17 protein-coding genes and 1 tRNA gene are annotated in these 20,802 nt (G+C 69.6%); 10 read left to right on the forward strand and 8 right to left on the reverse strand.

Translation table 11 applies throughout. The features are described 5' to 3' along the window. Window positions 1-157: 157 nt before the first annotated feature. From V9U70_RS25280 to V9U70_RS25325, 10 genes are all read left to right on the forward strand, one after another. A tRNA-Trp gene (locus V9U70_RS25280) sits at window positions 158-230 on the forward strand. A 106-nt stretch (window positions 231-336) separates the two neighbouring features. Further along, window positions 337-624, forward strand: a complete 288-nt coding sequence (gene secE / locus V9U70_RS25285; protein WP_018960177.1) for a preprotein translocase subunit SecE — start codon at window positions 337-339, stop codon at window positions 622-624. Between the two features lie 72 nt (window positions 625-696). Next, window positions 697-1,587 (forward strand): transcription termination/antitermination protein NusG, encoded by an 891-nt coding sequence (nusG, locus tag V9U70_RS25290; RefSeq protein WP_336678854.1) that lies wholly within the window; start codon window positions 697-699, stop codon window positions 1,585-1,587. A gap of 177 nt (window positions 1,588-1,764) precedes the next feature. Beyond that, the gene (rplK, locus tag V9U70_RS25295; RefSeq protein WP_018550660.1) at window positions 1,765-2,199 is read left to right on the forward strand and encodes a 50S ribosomal protein L11; all 435 of its coding nucleotides are present in this window, start codon (window positions 1,765-1,767) and stop codon (window positions 2,197-2,199) included. An 80-nt stretch (window positions 2,200-2,279) separates the two neighbouring features. Next, a complete protein-coding gene (rplA, locus tag V9U70_RS25300; protein WP_336678858.1) occupies window positions 2,280-3,002 on the forward strand; it encodes a 50S ribosomal protein L1 in 723 nt (240 codons plus the stop codon). Between the two features lie 171 nt (window positions 3,003-3,173). Further along, a complete protein-coding gene (locus V9U70_RS25305) occupies window positions 3,174-4,085 on the forward strand; it encodes an SCO4651 family lipoprotein (RefSeq protein WP_336678860.1) in 912 nt (303 codons plus the stop codon). 308 nt (window positions 4,086-4,393) lie between these two features. After that, complete coding sequence (gene rplJ, locus V9U70_RS25310) at window positions 4,394-4,951, forward strand: 50S ribosomal protein L10 (protein WP_336678862.1); 558 nt, start codon at window positions 4,394-4,396, stop codon at window positions 4,949-4,951. Between the two features lie 84 nt (window positions 4,952-5,035). Next, window positions 5,036-5,419 carry a 50S ribosomal protein L7/L12 gene (gene rplL / locus V9U70_RS25315; protein ID WP_336678864.1) on the forward strand — a complete coding sequence of 128 codons (384 nt, stop codon included), beginning with the start codon at window positions 5,036-5,038 and terminating at the stop codon, window positions 5,417-5,419. Window positions 5,420-6,054: 635 nt separating this feature from the next. Then, a complete protein-coding gene (gene rpoB / locus V9U70_RS25320; protein ID WP_336678865.1) occupies window positions 6,055-9,540 on the forward strand; it encodes a DNA-directed RNA polymerase subunit beta in 3,486 nt (1,161 codons plus the stop codon). A gap of 80 nt (window positions 9,541-9,620) precedes the next feature. Continuing rightward, window positions 9,621-13,520, forward strand: coding sequence for a DNA-directed RNA polymerase subunit beta' (locus tag V9U70_RS25325; RefSeq protein ID WP_336678867.1), 3,900 nt, complete (start codon window positions 9,621-9,623; stop codon window positions 13,518-13,520). Between the two features lie 188 nt (window positions 13,521-13,708). On the opposite strand, the gene V9U70_RS25330 is transcribed toward V9U70_RS25325, so the two are convergent. The 8 genes from V9U70_RS25330 to V9U70_RS25365 all read right to left on the reverse strand — a co-directional run bounded on the left by V9U70_RS25330 (window position 13,709) and on the right by V9U70_RS25365 (window position 20,766). After that, window positions 13,709-13,969, reverse strand: a complete 261-nt coding sequence (locus V9U70_RS25330; protein ID WP_336678868.1) for a hypothetical protein — start codon at window positions 13,967-13,969, stop codon at window positions 13,709-13,711. Further along, window positions 13,956-14,207 (reverse strand): hypothetical protein, encoded by a 252-nt coding sequence (locus V9U70_RS25335; RefSeq protein ID WP_336678870.1) that lies wholly within the window; start codon window positions 14,205-14,207, stop codon window positions 13,956-13,958. Before V9U70_RS25335 ends, V9U70_RS25330 begins: the two co-directional genes overlap by 14 nt. Window positions 14,208-14,217: 10 nt before the next feature. After that, window positions 14,218-15,135, reverse strand: a complete 918-nt coding sequence (locus V9U70_RS25340; protein WP_336678872.1) for a peptidoglycan-binding protein — start codon at window positions 15,133-15,135, stop codon at window positions 14,218-14,220. A gap of 68 nt (window positions 15,136-15,203) precedes the next feature. Further along, window positions 15,204-16,661 (reverse strand): phage tail protein, encoded by a 1,458-nt coding sequence (locus V9U70_RS25345; protein WP_336678873.1) that lies wholly within the window; start codon window positions 16,659-16,661, stop codon window positions 15,204-15,206. A 75-nt stretch (window positions 16,662-16,736) separates the two neighbouring features. After that, window positions 16,737-17,453 carry a hypothetical protein gene (locus V9U70_RS25350; RefSeq protein WP_336678875.1) on the reverse strand — a complete coding sequence of 239 codons (717 nt, stop codon included), beginning with the start codon at window positions 17,451-17,453 and terminating at the stop codon, window positions 16,737-16,739. A 3-nt stretch (window positions 17,454-17,456) separates the two neighbouring features. Further along, a complete protein-coding gene (locus V9U70_RS25355) occupies window positions 17,457-18,560 on the reverse strand; it encodes a hypothetical protein (protein ID WP_336678877.1) in 1,104 nt (367 codons plus the stop codon). Window positions 18,561-18,568: 8 nt separating this feature from the next. Continuing rightward, window positions 18,569-19,768: a hypothetical protein gene (locus V9U70_RS25360; protein ID WP_336678879.1), complete on the reverse strand. Its 1,200-nt coding sequence runs from the start codon at window positions 19,766-19,768 to the stop codon at window positions 18,569-18,571. Window positions 19,769-19,821: 53 nt separating this feature from the next. Beyond that, entirely contained in the window at window positions 19,822-20,766 is a 945-nt protein-coding gene (locus V9U70_RS25365) for a phage distal tail protein (RefSeq protein ID WP_336678880.1), read from the reverse strand. Window positions 20,767-20,802 lie beyond the last annotated feature (36 nt).

Consider the following 20,802-nt stretch of genomic DNA (forward strand, 5'->3'; position numbering starts at 1 on the left):
AGGACCCGGACACCACCGGGAGGAGGACCGGCCGGAGAGGGGCTGTTCGACGTGGCGGCCCCGAACACGTACACTCACCTGTCGTTGGCCTTCACCGGCCGCACCGTTCCCGCACCCGGTCACGGGGGAGGATGCGGTAGGTTGGTGGAAACCACAAAGGGTCGTAGCTCAATTGGTAGAGCACTGGTCTCCAAAACCAGCGGTTGGGGGTTCAAGTCCCTCCGGCCCTGCTACACACTCCTTCGCCAGGATGTGTGCGCATGTACGTACTTCATTGCACAGCCGTGCGGCTCCACCGGGCGCGGCACGGCCACGACCCGGAATCAGGTGAGTAGCGTGACGGACGCCGTGGGCTCCATCGACATGCCTGATGCTGAGGATGAAGCTCCCGAGTCGAAGAAGAAGACTCGGAAGGGCGGCAAGCGCGGCAAGAAGGGCCCTCTGGGCCGTCTCGCGCTGTTCTACCGTCAGATCGTCGCCGAACTCCGTAAGGTTGTCTGGCCGACCCGTAGCCAGCTGACGACGTACACCTCCGTGGTGATCGTGTTCGTCGTCGTCATGATCGGTCTTGTTACCGTCCTTGACATGGGATTCGCGCGGGTCATCAAGTACGTCTTCGGCTGATCCCGCGGAAGGCGTCGGACCGGCGCCCCTTTCGCACGTTCCACCCTTTGTATCCAGGAAGAAGCAGCCATCGTGTCTGACCCGAACCTGAACGACGCCGTCGAGCCCGAGGCTGGTGCCTTCGAGTCCGCCAAGGACGAGCTCGACATCGTTGAGGCTGCTGACTCCGTGGACCCGGACCAGGCCGAAGCCGCTGACCGCGCCGCGGGCGAGCCCGCCGAGCAGGCCGCGGCCACCGCCGCCCCCGAGGACGACACGGTCACCGGCGAAGCCGACGACGCCGCTGAGGCGACCGTGGCCGACGACGAGAGCGCCGACGAGGAAGAGGCCGAGCCGGCCGCCCCCGTCGACCCCGTCGCCGCCCTGCGGGACGAGCTGCGCGGCCTCCCCGGCGAGTGGTACGTCATCCACACCTACGCCGGCTACGAGAAGCGCGTGAAGGCCAACCTGGAGCAGCGCGCCGTCTCGCTCAACGTCGAGGAGTTCGTCTACCAGGCCGAAGTGCCCGAGGAAGAGATCGTCCAGATCAAGAACGGCGAGCGCAAGAACGTCCGCCAGAACAAGCTTCCCGGCTACGTCCTGGTCCGTATGGACCTGACGAACGAGTCCTGGGGCGTCGTGCGCAACACGCCCGGTGTCACCGGCTTCGTGGGCAACGCCTACGACCCGTACCCGCTGACCCTGGACGAGATCGTGAAGATGCTCGCCCCGGAGGCCGAGGAGAAGGCCGCCCGTGAAGCCGCGGAGGCCGAGGGCAAGCCCGCCCCGTCCCGCAAGATCGAGGTCCAGGTGCTGGACTTCGAGGTGGGCGACTCGGTCACCGTCACCGACGGCCCCTTCGCGACGCTGCAGGCCACGATCAACGAGATCAACGCCGACTCGAAGAAGGTCAAGGGCCTCGTCGAGATCTTCGGCCGCGAGACCCCGGTCGAGCTCAGCTTCGACCAGATCCAGAAGAACTAGCGCTTCCCGCCGGTTTCTGGACACATGCCTACCCAGCAGGTCAGAGGGGTTTCGCGGCCCGTCTGACCTGCTGGGTTTTTGGTCGCACGACCATACCCGTTATCGTTGTGCGGTATGCCTCCATCCGGATGACCGGAATCGGCGGCGAAACACTCTCAACTGGACCCGGAGAGAGCAATGCCTCCCAAGAAGAAGAAGGTCACGGGGCTTATCAAGCTCCAGATCAACGCCGGTGCGGCGAACCCGGCCCCGCCGGTCGGCCCCGCACTGGGTCAGCACGGCGTCAACATCATGGAGTTCTGCAAGGCCTACAACGCCGCGACCGAGTCGCAGCGTGGCATGGTCGTGCCGGTGGAGATCACGGTCTACGAGGACCGCTCCTTCACCTTCATCACGAAGACTCCGCCGGCCGCCAAGCTGATCCTCAAGGCCGCGGGTGTGGACAAGGGCTCCGGCGAGCCGCACAAGACCAAGGTCGCCAAGCTGACGGCCGACCAGGTCCGCGAGATCGCCACGACGAAGCTCCCCGACCTGAACGCCAATGACCTCGACGCCGCGTCGAAGATCATTGCCGGCACCGCCCGCTCCATGGGCATCACGGTCGAAGGCTGATTCAGCCCCGTAGCCCTCAGTGGTAGGACCAAGCGCTGGTCCGCACCACGACTCCACACTCTGAAACCACAGGAGTAGAAGTGAAGCGCAGCAAGAACCTCCGCGCTGCGGACGCCAAGATCGACCGGGAGCGCAACTACGCCCCGCTCGAGGCCGTCCGGCTCGCCAAGGACACCGCCTCCACGAAGTTCGACGGCACCGTCGAGGTCGCCTTCTGCCTGGGTGTCGACCCGCGCAAGGCCGACCAGATGGTCCGCGGCACCGTGAACCTCCCGCACGGCACCGGCAAGACCGCCCGGGTCCTGGTCTTCGCGACCGGTGACCGTGCTGCGGCCGCGGAAGCCGCCGGAGCCGACATCGTCGGCGCCGACGAGCTCATCGACGAGGTGGCGAAGGGCCGTCTGGACTTCGACGCCGTCGTCGCCACTCCGGACCTCATGGGCAAGGTCGGCCGCCTCGGCCGCGTGCTCGGTCCGCGTGGTCTGATGCCGAACCCGAAGACCGGCACCGTCACCCCCGACGTCGTGAAGGCTGTCAACGACATCAAGGGCGGCAAGATCGAGTTCCGCGTCGACAAGCACTCGAACCTGCACTTCATCATCGGCAAGGTCTCCTTCGACGAGACCAAGCTGGTGGAGAACTACGCAGCGGCGCTGGATGAGATCCTCCGTCTGAAGCCGTCCGCCGCCAAGGGCCGCTACATCAAGAAGGCCACGCTGGCCACCACGATGGGCCCCGGCATCCCGCTGGACGCCAACCGCACCCGCAACCTCCTCGTCGAGGAGGACCCGGCCGCCGTCTGAGCCACCGTGCTCACCCGGTAGCCGCGTCGTTCGCGTGCACTGTGTGGACGGGCCCCGCAACCTTTCGAGGTGCGGGGCCCGTCCTCGTCTGTACGAGGAGCGATGGCTGTCGGCGCCCTGTGCCACTGTGGTGCGGGGAACGACGGACGATACGAGGGGTGGACCGGTTACATGCGGACGATCACGGCACGACGGGTGGGGACGGCTCTGGCCGCGGCGGTGGCGCTGACGTCGATGGCGGCCTGCGGGGGCCCGGACGGCCCGGACGGTTCCTCGGGCGCGGAAAAGAAGCGCTCGGGCGGCGCGGCGAGGACGAGCTCGGTCGCCGCCCTGAAGCAGGTGCAGCAGAAGACCGGCGGCGCCGAGTCGGCCCGGGTCGAGGGCACCACGCGCATGGGAGACACGATGTCCATGAAGCAGTCCGGGGTCATCGGCTGGAGCGACGGACTCGCGGGCGAGCTGACCATCGCCTACACCGGCGGCACCATGGCCGACGCCCTGAAGCAGTCGGGCGGCGACGGATCGATCCGGGCGCGCTACTTCAAGGACGAGTACTACGCCGACATGGGCGACGCGCTCGCGGCCGACACCGGCGGCAAGCACTGGATACGCTACTCCTACGAGGACCTGGCCGAGCTGGGCGGAGCCACCGGCGACGTCATGAGGGACCAGATCCAGAACAGCACGCCCCAGCAGGGCGTGAAGGCGCTCCTGGCCTCCGGTGACGTCAAGAAGGTCGGGCAGGAGGACGTCCGGGGGGTCGCCGCGACTCACTACTCCGGCACCGTCGACGTGGCGGAGCTGAGCGCGAAGAACAGCGATCTGGACGCCGAGCAGCTGGCCGCCTTCAAGGAGCAGATGGCCCTGGCCGGGGTGACCACCCAGACCGTGGACATCTGGGTGGACGAGGACGACCTGCTGGTGAAGAAGACCGAGCGCGGCGAGATGAAGACCGGCGCGTTCGACTCCACCCTCTTCTACAGCGACTACGGCACGAAGATCCCCTCCGAGCGGCCGGCCCCCTCGGACACCGTGGACTTCAAGGAGCTGCTGAAGCAGGGCGGGGCCCCGGGCGCCTCCTGAGGCTCGCCGGGCACCGTCCCGGACCTCCCGCGTAAGGGACGAGCGGGGACGAGCAGGGACGGATTTGCCGGGCGCGGTCCCGGTCGCGTACTCTCACCAGGAAGCCAAAGACCGCTGGTCGTCGCCGCGCTCTCGTCAGAGGGACGGTGACCGAAGGTTCCGCCTAGATCGGACGACCTGCGCAGGTGACTGTGGAACGCTCCCGGACTGTGTCCGGTCGAGCCGCGCCCTGGCACTTGTGCTGGGGCGTTTCGTCTTTCCCGGCCCCTTCTGAGCGGTCCTCATCACCCGGAAGGAGGCCGACGCTCATGGCAAGGCCCGACAAGGCTGCCGCGGTAGCCGAGCTGACGGACCAGTTCCGCAGCTCGAACGCCGCCGTGCTGACCGAGTACCGGGGTCTCACCGTGGCACAGCTCAAGGAGCTGCGCCGTTCGCTCGGTGAGAACGCCCAGTACGCCGTGGTGAAGAACACGCTGACCAAGATTGCGGCCAACGAGGCCGGGATCGACACGCTGGACGACCTGTTCTCGGGTCCGACGGCGGTTGCCTTCGTCACCGGTGACCCGGTGGAGTCGGCGAAGGGTCTTCGTGACTTCGCCAAGGACAACCCGAACCTCATCATCAAGGGCGGTGTCCTTGACGGCAAGGCGCTGTCCGCCGATGAGTTCAAGAAGCTTGCGGACCTCGAGTCCCGCGAGGTTCTGCTCTCCAAGCTGGCAGGCGCCATGAAGGGCAAGCAGTCTCAGGCTGCCGCGCTCTTCCAGGCTCTCCCGTCGAAGTTCGTCCGCACCGCGGAAGCGCTTCGTGCCAAGAAGGAAGAGCAGGGCGGTGCCGGTACGCCGGCTCCCGCCGAGGCCGCCGAGTAATTTCGCTCAGCGGTCCAGCGGGCTCCACGTACGCCCGCCGACATATACATCCGGCACCTGCCGAATAGTGGAAGGACGCCTATCATGGCGAAGCTGTCCCAGGACGACCTGCTCGCGCAGTTCGAGGAGATGTCCCTCATCGAGCTCTCCGAGTTCGTGAAGGCCTTCGAGGAGAAGTTCGACGTCACCGCCGCCGCCCCGGCCGCCGTCGTCGCCGCGGGCCCGGGCGCCCCGGCCGCCGAGGCCGCTGCGGAGCAGGACGAGTTCGACGTCGTCCTCACCGGCGCCGGCGACAAGAAGATCCAGGTCATCAAGGTCGTGCGTGAGCTGACCTCGCTGGGCCTGAAGGAGGCCAAGGACCTCGTCGACGGCACCCCGAAGCCGGTCCTCGAGAAGGTCTCCAAGGAGGCCGCCGAGAAGGCTGCCGAGTCGCTGAAGGCCGCCGGCGCCGCCGTCGAGGTCAAGTGACTTCACGAGTCCTCTGACTCTCCCGAGGCCGTCCCCGCCGTCAGGCGGTGACGTCACCTCGTTGAAGGGCGATCACCCATTCGGGTGGTCGCCCTTCGGCGTGCCCGTGGCGGCTGCCTTGCTCTTCGGCCGACGACGAGTAGGGTGATCTTCGCCGTGCGCCTCTCGCGGGCCCTTCAGGGGCGTCCTGGGGGCATCCCCGGGGCGGGCGGCGAGGGCTCCTGGAGGGCCGGAACGGTCCGGTGGGCCTTGACGAACCGGACGCGGCGCGCAATTCTCAGGGACGCGTCATCACTTCGATCCGTATCCGAGGCATGGATCGAGAGTGAAGAGGGCAGTAAGCAAGTGCGCATCCTGCGCGAGGGCTAGTCATAGGTGTTGAGAACAGCTGTTGAGAGCAACGAGGGTCTCTGAGAACCCCGACTGGACATCAGTGTGCCGCTTGGCTACACTGACCCTTTGCGCTGCCTGTTAGCTGCCTCCTGCCCGTCACCAGGGGCATGCCCACGCTGAAGCACCGATGACCGACCCCCTCCGATCTGGTCGTACGCGACCGATTCGGAACGGCCTGTCTATGTGTCCAGGGTGGGACCGGTACGCGCGTAGTGAGTCCGAGCCCTCGGAAGGACCCCCTCTTGGCCGCCTCGCGCAACGCCTCGACCTCGAATACGAACAACGGTGCCAGCACCGCCCCGCTGCGCATCTCCTTTGCAAAGATCAAGGAGCCCCTCGAGGTTCCGAACCTCCTCGCGCTGCAGACCGAGAGCTTTGACTGGCTCCTCGGCAACGCCGCCTGGAAGGCTCGCGTCGAGGCTGCTCTGGACAGTGGGCAAGACGTCCCCACCAAGTCCGGCCTGGAGGAGATCTTCGAGGAGATCTCACCGATCGAGGACTTCTCCGGGTCGATGTCGCTTACGTTCCGCGACCACCGATTCGAGCCTCCCAAGAACTCGATCGACGAGTGCAAGGAGCGCGACTTCACGTTCGCCGCGCCGCTCTTCGTCACGGCCGAGTTCACCAACAACGAGACCGGCGAGATCAAGTCCCAGACGGTCTTCATGGGCGACTTCCCGCTCATGACCAACAAGGGCACCTTCGTCATCAACGGCACCGAGCGTGTCGTGGTGTCGCAGCTGGTCCGCTCGCCGGGCGTCTACTTCGACTCCTCCATCGACAAGACGTCCGACAAGGACATCTTCTCCGCCAAGATCATCCCCTCCCGGGGCGCCTGGCTGGAGATGGAGATCGACAAGCGCGACATGGTCGGTGTCCGCATCGACCGCAAGCGCAAGCAGTCCGTCACCGTCCTCCTCAAGGCGCTCGGCTGGAGCACCGAGCAGATCCTGGAGGAGTTCGGCGAGTACGAGTCGATGCGCGCCACCCTGGAGAAGGACCACACCCAGGGCCAGGACGACGCACTGCTCGACATCTACCGCAAGCTGCGCCCGGGCGAGCCGCCCACCCGCGAAGCCGCTCAGACGCTGCTCGAGAACCTCTACTTCAACCCGAAGCGCTACGACCTCGCGAAGGTCGGCCGCTACAAGGTGAACAAGAAGCTCGGCGCCGATGAGCCGCTGGACGCCGGGGTGCTCACCACCGACGACGTCATCGCGACCATCAAGTACCTGGTCAAGCTGCACGCCGGCGAGACCGAGACGACCGGCGAGTCGGGCCGGGAGATCGTCGTCGAGACCGACGACATCGACCACTTCGGCAACCGTCGCCTGCGCAACGTCGGCGAGCTCATCCAGAACCAGGTCCGCACGGGCCTGGCGCGGATGGAGCGCGTCGTCCGCGAGCGCATGACGACGCAGGACGTCGAGGCGATCACGCCGCAGACGCTGATCAACATCCGGCCGGTCGTCGCCTCCATCAAGGAGTTCTTCGGCACCAGCCAGCTGTCGCAGTTCATGGACCAGAACAACCCGCTGTCGGGTCTCACCCACAAGCGCCGCCTGTCGGCTCTCGGCCCGGGTGGCCTCTCCCGTGAGCGGGCCGGCTTCGAGGTCCGAGACGTGCACCCGTCCCACTACGGACGCATGTGCCCGATCGAGACCCCCGAAGGCCCGAACATCGGCCTGATCGGCTCGCTCGCCTCGTACGGCCGCGTCAACGCGTTCGGCTTCATCGAGACGCCGTACCGCAAGGTCGTCGACGGCCAGGTCACCGATGACGTCGACTACATCACGGCCGACGAGGAGGACCGCTTCGTCATCGCCCAGGCGAACGCGACGCTCTCCGACGAGCTGCGCTTCACCGAGCCCCGCGTCCTGGTCCGCCGCCGCGGCGGGGAGGTCGACTACGTGCCCGGCACGGAGGTCGACTACATGGACGTCTCGCCGCGCCAGATGGTGTCCGTCGCGACCGCGATGATCCCGTTCCTGGAGCACGACGACGCCAACCGTGCCCTCATGGGCGCGAACATGATGCGCCAGGCGGTGCCGCTGATCAAGTCGGAGGCCCCGCTCGTGGGCACCGGCATGGAGTACCGCTGCGCCACCGACGCCGGCGACGTCCTCAAGGCCGAGAAGGACGGTGTGGTCCAGGAGGTCTCCGCGGACTACATCACCGTCACGAACGACGACGGCACGTACACCACGTACCGCATCGCCAAGTTCATGCGCTCCAACCAGGGCACCTCGGTCAACCAGAAGGTCGTCGTCGCCGAGGGCGACCGGATCATCGCCGACCAGGTGCTCGCCGACGGACCGGCCACCGAGAACGGTGAGATGGCCCTCGGCAAGAACCTGCTCGTGGCGTTCATGCCGTGGGAGGGTCACAACTACGAGGACGCGATCATCCTGTCGCAGCGCCTCGTGCAGGACGACGTCCTCTCCTCGATCCACATCGAGGAGCACGAGGTCGACGCCCGTGACACCAAGCTCGGCCCGGAGGAGATCACCCGGGACATCCCGAACGTCTCCGAAGAGGTCCTGGCCGACCTCGACGAGCGCGGCATCATCCGGATCGGCGCCGAGGTCGTCGCCGGCGACATCCTCGTCGGCAAGGTCACGCCCAAGGGCGAGACAGAGCTGACGCCGGAGGAGCGCCTGCTCCGCGCGATCTTCGGTGAGAAGGCGCGCGAGGTGCGCGACACCTCGCTGAAGGTGCCGCACGGTGAGATCGGCAAGGTCATCGGCGTCCGCGTCTTCGACCGCGAAGAGGGCGACGAGCTGCCGCCGGGCGTGAACCAGCTGGTCCGCGTCTACGTCGCGCAGAAGCGCAAGATCACCGATGGTGACAAGCTCGCCGGCCGTCACGGCAACAAGGGCGTCATCTCGAAGATCCTGCCGATCGAGGACATGCCGTTCCTGGAGGACGGCACCCCGGTCGACATCATCCTCAACCCGCTGGGCGTCCCGTCCCGAATGAACCCGGGACAGGTCCTGGAGATCCACCTCGGCTGGCTCGCCAGCCGCGGCTGGGACGTCTCCGGCCTCGGTGACGAGTGGGCCCAGCGCCTGCAGGCCATCGGCGCCGACCAGGTCGCCCCCGGCACCAACGTCGCCACGCCCGTCTTCGACGGCGCGCGCGAGGACGAGATCTCGGGTCTCTTCGAGGCCACGATCCCCAACCGCGACGGCGACCGCCTGGTCCAGCCCTCGGGCAAGGCCAAGCTGTTCGACGGCCGCTCCGGCGAGCCGTTCCCGGACCCGGTCTCGGTCGGGTTCATGTACATCCTCAAGCTGCACCACCTGGTCGACGACAAGCTCCACGCCCGTTCGACCGGCCCGTACTCCATGATCACCCAGCAGCCGCTGGGTGGTAAGGCACAGTTCGGTGGACAGCGCTTCGGTGAGATGGAGGTGTGGGCCCTTGAGGCTTACGGCGCCGCATACGCCCTCCAGGAGCTCCTGACGATCAAGTCCGACGACGTGACCGGCCGCGTGAAGGTCTACGAGGCCATCGTCAAGGGCGAGAACATCCCCGAGCCCGGCATTCCCGAGTCCTTCAAGGTGCTCATCAAGGAAATGCAGTCGCTCTGCCTCAACGTGGAGGTGCTGTCCTCGGACGGCATGTCCATCGAGATGCGCGACACGGACGAGGACGTCTTCCGCGCGGCGGAGGAGCTCGGTATCGACCTGTCCCGGCGCGAGCCGAGCAGCGTCGAAGAGGTCTGACGGGCCGGCCGGNCCGGCCCTCCCCGGACCCGTTCAGACCATTGATTGAGACGAGACCCCGAAAGAGGGATTGACGACAAGTGCTCGACGTCAACTTCTTCGACGAGCTGCGGATCGGCCTTGCCACCGCGGACGACATCCGGACCTGGTCACACGGCGAAGTGAAGAAGCCGGAGACCATCAACTACCGCACGCTCAAGCCCGAGAAGGACGGACTCTTCTGCGAGAAGATCTTCGGTCCGACCCGGGACTGGGAGTGCTACTGCGGCAAGTACAAGCGTGTCCGCTTCAAGGGCATCATCTGTGAGCGCTGCGGCGTCGAGGTGACTCGCGCCAAGGTGCGTCGCGAGCGGATGGGCCACATCGAGCTCGCCGCTCCCGTCACCCACATCTGGTACTTCAAGGGCGTCCCCTCGCGCCTCGGATACCTGCTGGACCTCGCGCCGAAGGACCTGGAAAAGGTCATCTACTTCGCCGCGTACATGATCACGTTCGTGGACGAGGAGCGTCGTACCCGCGACCTGCCGTCCCTGGAGGCCCACGTCTCCGTCGAGCGTCAGCAGACCGAGAACCGTCGCGACTCCGACCTGGAGGCCCGCGCCAAGAAGCTCGAGACCGACCTGGCCGAGCTGGAGGCCGAGGGCGCCAAGGCCGACGTGCGCCGCAAGGTGCGTGAAGGCGCCGAGCGGGAGATGAAGCAGCTGCGCGACCGTGCGCAGCGCGAGATCGACCGCCTCGACGAGGTGTGGAGCCGCTTCAAGAACCTCAAGGTCCAGGACCTGGAGGGCGACGAGCTGCTCTACCGCGAGCTGCGTGACCGCTTCGGCACGTACTTCGACGGCTGCATGGGCGCCGCGGCGCTGCAGAAGCGCCTGGAGTCCTTCGACCTCGACGAGGAGGCCGAGCGCCTCCGCGAGATCATCCGTACCGGCAAGGGCCAGAAGAAGACCCGGGCGCTCAAGCGCCTCAAGGTCGTCTCCGCGTTCCTGCAGACCAGCAACAAGCCCAAGGGCATGGTGCTCGACTGCGTGCCGGTCATCCCGCCGGACCTGCGTCCGATGGTGCAGCTGGACGGTGGCCGCTTCGCGACCTCCGACCTGAACGACCTGTACCGCCGTGTGATCAACCGCAACAACCGCCTCAAGCGTCTTCTCGACCTCGGCGCCCCCGAGATCATCGTGAACAACGAGAAGCGGATGCTCCAGGAGGCCGTCGACGCGCTGTTCGACAACGGCCGCCGCGGTCGCCCGGTCACCGGACCCGGCAACCGCCCGCTGAAGTCCCTGAGCGACATGCTCAAGGGCAAGCAGGGCCGATTCCGTCAGAACCTTCTCGGTAAGCGTGTGGACTACTCCGCGCGTTCCGTGATCGTCGTCGGCCCGCAGCTGAAGCTGCACCAGTGCGGCCTTCCCAAGGCCATGGCGCTGGAGCTCTTCAAGCCGTTCGTGATGAAGCGCCTGGTGGACCTGAACCACGCGCAGAACATCAAGTCGGCCAAGCGCATGGTCGAGCGTGGCCGCACCGTCGTGTACGACGTCCTCGAAGAGGTCATCGCCGAGCACCCGGTGCTGCTGAACCGTGCGCCCACCCTGCACCGTCTGGGCATCCAGGCCTTCGAGCCGCAGCTGGTCGAGGGCAAGGCCATCCAGATCCACCCGCTCGTCTGCACCGCGTTCAACGCGGACTTCGACGGTGACCAGATGGCCGTGCACCTGCCGCTCTCCGCGGAGGCGCAGGCCGAGGCCCGCATCCTGATGCTGTCCTCGAACAACATCCTGAAGCCGGCCGACGGCCGTCCCGTCACCATGCCGACCCAGGACATGGTGCTGGGCCTCTTCTTCCTCACCACGGACGAGGAGGGCCGCGACGTCAAGGGCGCGGGCCGTTCCTTCGGCTCCACGGCCGAGGCGATCATGGCGTTCGACGCCCGCGAGCTCTCGCTCCAGGCGCAGATCGACATCCGCTTCCCGGTCGGCACCATGCCGCCGCGCGGCTGGGTTCCGCCGGTCGCGGAGGAGGGCGAGCCCGAGTACCAGCCGGGCGACACCTTCCGGCTGAGGACCAGCCTGGGCCGGGCGCTCTTCAACGAGCTGCTGCCCGAGGACTACCCGTTCGTCGACTACTCGGTGGGCAAGAAGCAGCTCTCCGAGATCGTCAACGACCTGGCCGAGCGCTACCCCAAGGTCATCGTGGCGGCGACGCTCGACAACCTGAAGGCGGCGGGCTTCCACTGGGCGACCCGTTCGGGCGTCACCGTGGCCATCTCCGACGTCGTCGTGCCCGAGGCCAAGAAGGCCATCGTCAAGGGCTACGAGGACCAGGACGAGAAGGTCCAGAAGCAGTACGAGCGCGGTCTGATCACCAAGGACGAGCGCACGCAGGAGCTCATCGCGATCTGGACCAAGGCGACCAACGAGGTCGCCGAGGCGATGAACGCGAACTTCCCCAAGACGAACCCCATCTTCATGATGGTTGACTCGGGCGCCCGAGGAAACATGATGCAGATGCGGCAGATCGCCGGTATGCGTGGTCTGGTGTCGAACGCGAAGAACGAGACCATCCCGCGTCCCATCAAGGCGTCCTTCCGCGAGGGCCTCACCGTTCTGGAGTACTTCATCTCCACGCACGGCGCCCGTAAGGGTCTGGCGGACACCGCCCTGCGTACCGCCGACTCGGGCTACCTCACCCGTCGTCTGGTGGACGTCTCGCAGGACGTGATCATCCGCGAGGAGGACTGCGGCACCGACCGCGGCCTCAAGCTGAAGATCGCGGTCAAGGGCTCCGACGGCGTGCTCCACAAGACGGAGGACGTCGAGACCTCGGTCTACGCCCGCATGCTCGCCGAGGACGTCGTGGTGGACGGCAAGGTCATCGCGCCTGCCAACGTCGACCTCGGTGACGTCCTGATCGACGCCCTGGTGGGCGCCGGCGTCGAGGAGGTCAAGACCCGCTCGGTCCTGACCTGTGAGTCCGCGGTCGGCACCTGTGCCTTCTGCTACGGACGCTCGCTCGCCACCGGCAAGCTGGTCGACATCGGTGAGGCGGTCGGCATCATCGCCGCCCAGTCCATCGGTGAGCCCGGCACCCAGCTGACGATGCGTACCTTCCACACCGGTGGTGTGGCCGGTGACGACATCACCCAGGGTCTGCCCCGAGTCGTCGAGCTCTTCGAAGCCCGTACGCCCAAGGGTGTCGCCCCGATCTCCGAGGCCAAGGGCCGCGTGCGGATCGAGGAGACCGAGAAGACCAAGAAGCTCGTCGTCACCCCGGACGACGGCAGCGACGAGACGGCGTTCCCGATCTCGAAGCGCGCCCGTCTGCTCGTGGGCGAGGGCGACGCGGTCGAGGTGGGCCAGAAGCTCACCGTGGGTGCGACCAACCCGCACGACGTGCTGCGCATCCTCGGCCAGCGTGCGGTCCAGGTCCACCTGGTCGGCGAAGTCCAGAAGGTCTACAACTCGCAGGGCGTGTCGATCCACGACAAGCACATCGAGATCATCATCCGGCAGATGCTCCGCCGTGTGACGATCATCGAGTCCGGCGACGCGGAGCTGCTTCCGGGCGAGCTGGTCGAGCGGTCGAAGTTCGAGACCGAGAACCGTCGTGTGGTCACCGAGGGCGGTCACCCCGCCTCCGGCCGTCCGCAGCTGATGGGTATCACCAAGGCCTCGCTCGCCACGGAGTCGTGGCTGTCGGCGGCGTCCTTCCAGGAGACGACCAGGGTCCTGACCGATGCGGCGATCAACGCCAAGTCGGACTCCCTGATCGGCCTCAAGGAGAACGTCATCATCGGTAAGCTCATCCCGGCCGGTACGGGTCTGTCCCGCTACCGCAACATCCGGGTCGAGCCGACCGAGGAGGCCAAGGCCGCGATGTACTCGGCCGTCGGCTACGACGACATCGACTACTCGCCGTTCGGCACCGGCTCCGGCCAGGCCGTCCCGCTGGAGGACTACGACTACGGTCCGTACAACCAGTAGAAGTGAGTGAGAAGGGCGTCCATCCCGTGTGCGGGGTGGGCGCCCTTCTGCGTTTCGGGGGCCGGGGCGACGGCGCGGGGGCGGCCGGCGACGGTCCGCGGGCGGGCGGCGGGCTCGGTCCCCCCTCATGGGCCGTGCCATGGCCCGGGGAGCCCGGGACGGCCCGGGGCGGGGCCGTCCCGGCGCGGTCATCTCACGGTCTCCCACAGGACGACGGCGACCCCGACGGCCGCGGTGAGCGCGCCGATGCTCGCCAGCGGCCAGCGGGACCGCTCCAGTGTGTCGAGGCGCACCTCGTGGTCCGCCAGCTGCTTGTCGGTCTGGTCGCTGCGCTGCACCAGCAGCGCCAGCTGGCCGTCGGCGCGGGCGAAGCCGGCCTCCAGCGAGCCGCGCAGCCGCTCCAGCTCCAGGGCGACGGCCACCGGGTTGTTCGGATCAGTCTCGTTCATGGGCGACTCCTGGCCGTGGGGCCTCGGGCAGATCGGCGCGCAGCCACGTCGGGAGCAGGGTCTGCACTCCGGGCACGGCCATCACCCGGGTCAGTGCTCCCGCGACGGCCAGGGCCCCGGCGACCCGGGGCAGGGTCGCGGAGAGGCCGGCCGCGTCGACAAGTGCGGGCAGAAGCAGGGCAAGGGAGAGGGACGTCTGCACGAGGGTGCGGACGGTACGCCGGGCGGCGTCGGACACGGCAGGCTCCTCATTTCGTACGGGGGACTTTCAGGGCGTTCCAGGAGGTGCGGCCGGGTATGCCGTCGGCGTCGCCGCCCCGGAAACCGAGCTTGCGCTGCCAGGAGGCGTACGAGCGGCGGTCCGCCTCGCTCCAGCGGGGGCCGGGCCCGACCGCGTACGACGAGCAGCCCTCTGCGACGAGTCGGCGGCCCATGGCGGTGATCACGGGGGAGCTGGTGCGGGCGCTGAAGAAGGAGGCGCCGGGGAACGGCTGGTAGCGGGGGGCGGGAGCGCCGCCGGCCGGCCGGTTCGGGGGCGTGCCGGCTGCCGGGGCGGCCAGCCGGGCGGCGATGCGGTCGCGTATCGACGGCATGGCGAAGCCCCGGGGATCGACCTTCCAGTCGGACCACTCCAGGTGGCCGATGACGCTGCGGGCGCTCCAGCCGTGGGCACGGCAGACGGCCGCGGACACGCGTTCGACCGCGTCGAGCTGGGCGGTCGGCCAGGGGTCCGCCCCGTCGCCGAGGTTGACGCACTCGAATCCGTAGAAGCGGGCGTTGCCGTCGACGGAGCCGGCGCTGCCGTCGTGCTCACGGGGCGCCGGCGGGCGGTCCCCGTAGTCCTCCGCGATCACCCGCCGGAGCACGGCCGGATCGCCGCCTCCGGCGTGGTTGGCACGGCCGTGGCCGATCAGGTGGACGGCGCCGGCCTTGTCGATGACGCCGTGGCAGAGGGGGCCGGGCAGGGTGGCGTGGCCGCGGTGGCAGAGAGCCACCGTCGCGGCGGTGCCGCTGCTGACGGTGTGGTGGACCATCACGCCGTTCACCGGCCCCCAGGCGCCCGTGTGGTCGCGGTTGTGGGTGCGCCAGCCCGGGTGCTCGACGACGGTGACGCCCTCCGCGCGCAGCGCGGCGAGCAGCCGGTCGGCGCTCAGGGGAGTGGCCATGGGCGGTTTCCTTTCTCGGTGCGGAACGCGCGAGGGGCCNNNAGGCCCCTCGCGCGGGAAGGTGCGGGTCAGGACAGAGCAGCCCAGACGGCGTTGGAGTCGGCCACCACGTCCCCGACGGAGAAGGACCCGGGCAGTGAGGTCCGGCCGGTGGTGCTGAGCCGGCCGTGGCGGATGAACTTGCCGGGCATCCTGGCGCTGCCGCCCGGCGCCACGCCCACGCTGGCGCCGCGGAGGAAGCCGGGGCCGCTGTTGGTGGGGTTCGGCCCGTTGACGACGAGCCCGACCCAGTAGTTGCCGGCCGGTGCCTCGTACGGGACGGTGAGCGGGCAGACGACGGTCTCGCCCTCGGTCTGGGGGATGCCGGTCCGGAGGGTGTTGGTCACACCGACGCGGGCCCCGGCGCTGGTGTAGAGACCGGCGTACGAGGAGGTGCTCAGGGTGGAGCCGGCGTACCCCGCGACGTAGAACACGACGTTGCGCACCGTCGTGGGCGCGTGCAGGGGGATGCCGATGAGGTACACCCAGCCGTTGATGCAGTACTGCACGGAGTGCGACGAGCCGGCCGCCGGGTCGAAGGCCCAGCCGCTGAACCCCACCGACGAGGGGGTCCAGGTGCCGGAGGCCGCGACCGTGTCGACGTACCCGCGCCGGGTCAGCTGGTCCTCGGTGGCGGGGGCCGCGGCGGTCTCGGGCGGGGCGGCGAAGGTCTTGACCCCGTCGACGGTCTGGTCGCCCGTCAGCAGCACCGCCTGGCCGTCCGGCACCGCGGAGACGTCCGCCGCGCCGAGGACGACCTCGCCCATGAGGCCGTTGACCGAGGTGACGGGCGCACCTCCCAGCGGCAGGTAGCGGGCGTCGCCCGCCGCCGGGGTCAGGGCGCCCAGGTCGTTGGCGGTGAGCACGACCTCACCGGTCTGCCCGTTGACGGAGGCGACGGCGCCGCCGCCCGCCGGGAGCTGGGTGGCCGGGACCAGCCCGTCGGCGCCCAGGGTGGCCACCCCGCCCGGCGCGCCCGCCGCGTCGGCGGGGAGCGCGGAGACGTCCGCCGCGCCCAGCACGATGTCGGCCTCTGTGTGCCCGTTGACGGAGTGCACCGCGCCGGCCGGTCCTGCGGGGCCCTGCGGGCCCAGCTCCCCGGCCGGTCCTGGCGGCCCCGGCACGGCGACGTACTGCGGGGTGGCCGGGTCGGCCGGCGCGATGTCGGCGAGGTCCACCGCCGGCTGCCCGGCCGTGAGCGCGATCTGGTAGGTGCGGCCGCCGCGGGCGAGACCGGCGAGCTTCTCCGTGACGGTGTACGTCCAGAGCGCCGGGTTCCAGCCGGGGGCGTCGGTCGCGGGCAGGACGACGCTGATGCGGCCCTCCGCGTCGAGGGCGGCGCGGGTCGGGCCGCCCAGGAAGAGGTCCTCTGCGGCGTGGGTGAGGAGGGCCGGGGGGCGGAACTCGACGGTCCCGCTCATCGGGCGACCGTCGGGGGTCATGTAGCGGGCGGTGACGGTGACGGTGGGGATGTTCTCAGGCAGCACGCGGGTGCCCCTTTCGCTGGTTTCGGGGGCCCACCGGCCGACGGGCTGGGGCCGGCCGGTGGGGTGCGGTGGAGCTCAGGACTGGACGCCGTACAGGGCGAGGGGGCGGCAGCGCAGGGTGTCGCCGGCGGCCGCCACCCGGGCCTGGATCTCGAAGGAGACCGTGGCGCCGAAGTCGGCGGGCAGCCGCTCGGCGAAGGCCAGCCCGTCGCCCGGCCCGCCGAGCGGACCGAGCTGGACGCCGTCGACGAGCAGCCGCACCTCGGCGCCCGCACTGCCCTCGGCGGCGATCACGCAGTGCAGCCGGGGGTGCTGGGCGATGCCGGGGCCCCGGTAGAGCGTGGTCCAGGCCGTGGACCCGGTGGTCTCCCAGCGGGCGGCGTCGGCCGGGGCCGGCAGCGGATACGGGATGTAGGGGCGGGCCAGCCCGCCGCGGACCGTGTCGTCGGCGACGACCACGTTGCCCCGGCGGTCGAGGATCTGCACCGGCTGGACGGGCAGCGTGTCGGGGGACGCTGTCCACACGGTGAGGGCGAGGGACCCGTCGTCGCGACGTACGACGAAGCCCTGCTGCGGGTCGTCCTCGCCGCGGTCCGGCTGGACCCGGCCCAGGTAGAGCAGGTCCTCGTCGCCAGAGGTGCGCACGCGCAGTCGGCCCTGGTCGCCGATGACGACCTCGCCGCCCATGATCCGGTTCAGCGCCGGTGTGGTGTTGGCGCTGCCCATCAGCTCCCTGACCTGGCGTTCCAGCGCGCGGATACGGTCGAGGAGATCGGTGGGGATGATGGCCACGGGTCAGGCCCCTTCCAGGTAGAGGACGGCGGTCTCCGCCTTGGTGCGCTGGGGCGGGGTGACGGCGATGCCGACGATCCGGTAGGCGGCGTCGAGGCCCCCGTGGTGCCACAGGTCGTGGACGCGCAGCCGGATGCGCGCGCCGAGCAGCGCCGGGGTGATCCGCCCGTCCAGCAGCACGGTCAGCTCCGGGATGACCTCGGGGCGGTTCTGCCGGGCCAGTTCGGCACGGGCCAGCGAACGCAAAGTCGCCTCTTCCGTGACGCCGCTGTGGTCGGAGGTCAGCTCCAGCCGGGGCCAGCCCGTCGCCAGGTCGTCGGGGGCCGACTCGCGGACGGTGAGCGGCTGTGACTCCTGCGACTGGTCGGTGTTGACGGAGTCGCCGCGGGCCACCCAGACGTTCGCCTGCACGGTGGAGTCCGTCGGCAGGCTGTAGGAGAGGACCTGGCCGGGGTGGTTCAGCACGATGTCCGTGTGGCCCGTGCGGATCTGCGGGTGGCCGAGCTGGAGCCGCTTGACCCGGCGGCCCTCCGCGTCCCGGTAGCAGTGGACGCGCCACTCGAATCCGTCACTCAACTGGCCCAGGTTGTGCAGCAGTTCCCGGACCCGGGCCAGTGCGGAGTAGGCATAGGCGTAGTCGCGCACCACCCCGGAGCGGCCGTGGCCCGGCTCGATGCCGATGTCCCCGCCGGCCTGCTCCTGCGCGTGGGCGATCAGGGTGCGGGCGATGTCGAACTGGTCCGTGCCGGTGCCGGCCAGGTCGTGGGCGAGGATGCGGTGGTCCAGGTACGAGTCGAACGTGCCGGCCTGGAACTGCACCGTGAGCCGGCCCTGTTCGTCGGCGGCCGGCGTGCAGGTCCACAGGATGCCGCCCCACCAGATGTCGCCGTCGCGCTCCAGCCAGACCGCGGTGCGGCCGGGCNGCGCCGCCCGGGCGCGGGTCGCCAGTGCGGCAGAGGGCAGGGGGATCTTGGCGGAGAGCGACCCGGGTTTGCCTATGTAGTCGTCGAACTTGGTCTCCGTGAGCGGCAGCACGTCCAGCAGGCGGTCGGTGCGCAGGTCGCAGAAGAGCGCCCGGTAGACGGGCGTGGTGACGGAAGTGGTCATCGGCTGCCTCACACGAGCGGGTCGACGCGGATGAAACGGTTGTCGAACCAGCCCCGGTTGCTGGTCGCCGACGTGGTGTAGGCGGAGACCGCCGTGTAGACCGCGCCGGGTTGCAGGCCGGTGAGGCGGGAGGTGGCCGACACCGAGGTCATGGCCTTGGACCCGACCGTCGCGGAGCGGACCTCGTCCGCGCCGTACACCAGGACGCCGTCCTTGCGGATGTTGACGCCCATGCGGCACCACTGGCCGTCGACGCCGGTGTGTCCCATGAAGCCGACGGTCACCAGGACCGCGCCGGTGACCGGCACGGTGAAGGTCGCGGTGATCGTGGGGCCGGTGGTGTCGGTGACCGACTCCACCCAGGAGGTGGAGGTGCAGTACCCGCCGTCGGTGTGGTTCGCCCAGGCGGTGGACGGCACGGCCGGACGCCAGACGGCGCCGTCCCACCGCTCCAGCCGCCCGGCCTCGTCGCGGTACTGGCCGGTGTACTCGCCCGCGGCCAGCGCCCCCTGCGGGGCGATGCCGCCGGTCTGGCGCGGGTAGCTCGCCCAGCGCGTCCCGTCCCAGCGCTGGAGGGCGGCGGAGGAGTCGCGGTACTGCCCCGGGTAGCCGCCGGCGACGTCGCGGTTCCAGGACTCGGGCAGGATGCCGCCGACCGCCACGGTCGGCACGCGCAGGTCGTAGACGGCATCCGCCCAGACGATGCCGCCCGTGCCGACGGAGGCCCCGGCGGGCACCGTGATCCGGGCGAGCGGGAGGGACGCCGGCGGGACCTGCGGCTGTTCGAGGGTGGCGCTCGCCTCGCCCTTGATGACCTCCAGGGAGGCCTCGGTCCGGTCGCCGACGTCGAACTGGGCGTCGTGGACGCGCAGCACGACGAGGTCGATGCGGTCGTGGGAGGCGTTGCCGTCGTCGAGGGTGAGGGTCGCGTAGTCGGTCAGGACGACCGGGTAGGCCCCGGCCGCTCCCTGGCCCTGGATCACCGCGCGGCCCGGGGTGACGGTCACCTTCATACCGGCGCTCTCCCCGAAGACGTAGAGCCCGGACATCAGGTGCTCGCCGTCGACGGAACCGGGGATCACACCGCCGGCCCCGGTCAGCGCCCCGTTCGGGGCCATGGTGCCGAGCGGGGCCAGCCGGGTGTCGGCGCGGGTCTGGCCGCTCTCGGTCTCGGTGCGGTTGATGAGCCAGGCACTGCGTACAGGCATGTCGTCCTCCTGGGTTGGGGTGGTGGTGTGGTCGGTCGGGCGACGCGGGAGGGTCACCAGTGGGCGTCGCGCCAGCGCAGGGTGACCGAGGCCCGCGGGTCGGGGGTGGCGTCCCCGGCCCGGAAGGCCAGCTCCGTGGCGCCGGGCGGCAGGTGGAACAGCTGCTCGGGGGCGGAGGCGGGGGCCGCGGTGTAGAGCCGGGACGCGGTGCCGTTGAGCAGGACGGTGCCCGCCTCTGTGTCGACGGTCAGGACGTCCTGGGGGCCGAGCACGATGTCGTACTGGAGCTGTCGGCCGTCGCGGAGCCGGGTCAGCGTGGGGCGCCGGAGCGGCCCACGGAACTCGATGACCGGGAGGGCCGCCGCTCCCCCCTCGTTGACCGCGGTGCAGGTGCCGGCGGTGCCGGTCTCGCCCCACTCCAGCGGCCACTGGAGCCCCATGCCGGCGAGGCCCGGTTCTGCGGGCCAGTCCAGGCCGGGTTCCTGTACGGGCAGGGACGCCCGGGCCTCCCGCAGGGCCGCTCCGAAGCGGCGCGGGTCGGTCGCGGTCCACTGGATGCTCGGCCTGGACGTGCCGTGCACCACGAAGGCCCGGTCCTGCGGTACGACCCGGCGGCTCACCCGCGCCCGGACGGCGAGCGTCTGGCCGTGCAGCCGTACCGCCAGCCAGCGCTCTCCGCCGTCCGCTCCGGTGGCGGCGCGGAAGGCGGAGAGGACGCCGAGGGCCTGCTCGGCCTTGCGGGGCAGGAGCCAGAGGGAGGCCCCGACGATGCGGGGCTGGGCCCAGCGGGCTCCGGGCCAGGCGCCGTGCTGGTCGGGGCGGGAGACGTCACCGGTGTCCAGGACCGGGAGGTCGTCCCAGCCGGTGATGCCGGTGCGGTCGATCTCGTACGGCGTTCCGGGGCCCATCAGCAGTCCGGCCCACTGGATCTGCCCGTCGCGGGTGATCAGTGAGCCGGGTGCGGTCTCGTGGGGATATGTGGTTGTGGTCTCGGCCATGCGGGCCGTCACCTCGCTTCAGTCGTGGGGCGGGTG

The organism is Streptomyces pratensis (assembly GCF_037137275.1).
In the GTDB taxonomy this organism is placed as follows: Bacteria; Actinomycetota; Actinomycetes; order Streptomycetales; family Streptomycetaceae; genus Streptomyces; species Streptomyces pratensis_B.

Coding starts and splice junctions, on each gene's coding strand:
- rplK (WP_018550660.1), top strand. CDS start 1,765: ATGCCTCCCAAGAAGAAGAAGGTCACGGGGCTTATCAAGCTCCAGATC.
- V9U70_RS25305 (WP_336678860.1), top strand. CDS start 3,174: ATGCGGACGATCACGGCACGACGGGTGGGGACGGCTCTGGCCGCGGCG.
- rplJ (WP_336678862.1), top strand. CDS start 4,394: ATGGCAAGGCCCGACAAGGCTGCCGCGGTAGCCGAGCTGACGGACCAG.
- rplL (WP_336678864.1), top strand. CDS start 5,036: ATGGCGAAGCTGTCCCAGGACGACCTGCTCGCGCAGTTCGAGGAGATG.
- V9U70_RS25330 (WP_336678868.1), bottom strand. CDS start 13,969: ATGAACGAGACTGATCCGAACAACCCGGTGGCCGTCGCCCTGGAGCTG.
- V9U70_RS25340 (WP_336678872.1), bottom strand. CDS start 15,135: ATGGCCACTCCCCTGAGCGCCGACCGGCTGCTCGCCGCGCTGCGCGCG.
- V9U70_RS25360 (WP_336678879.1), bottom strand. CDS start 19,768: ATGCCTGTACGCAGTGCCTGGCTCATCAACCGCACCGAGACCGAGAGC.
- V9U70_RS25365 (WP_336678880.1), bottom strand. CDS start 20,766: ATGGCCGAGACCACAACCACATATCCCCACGAGACCGCACCCGGCTCA.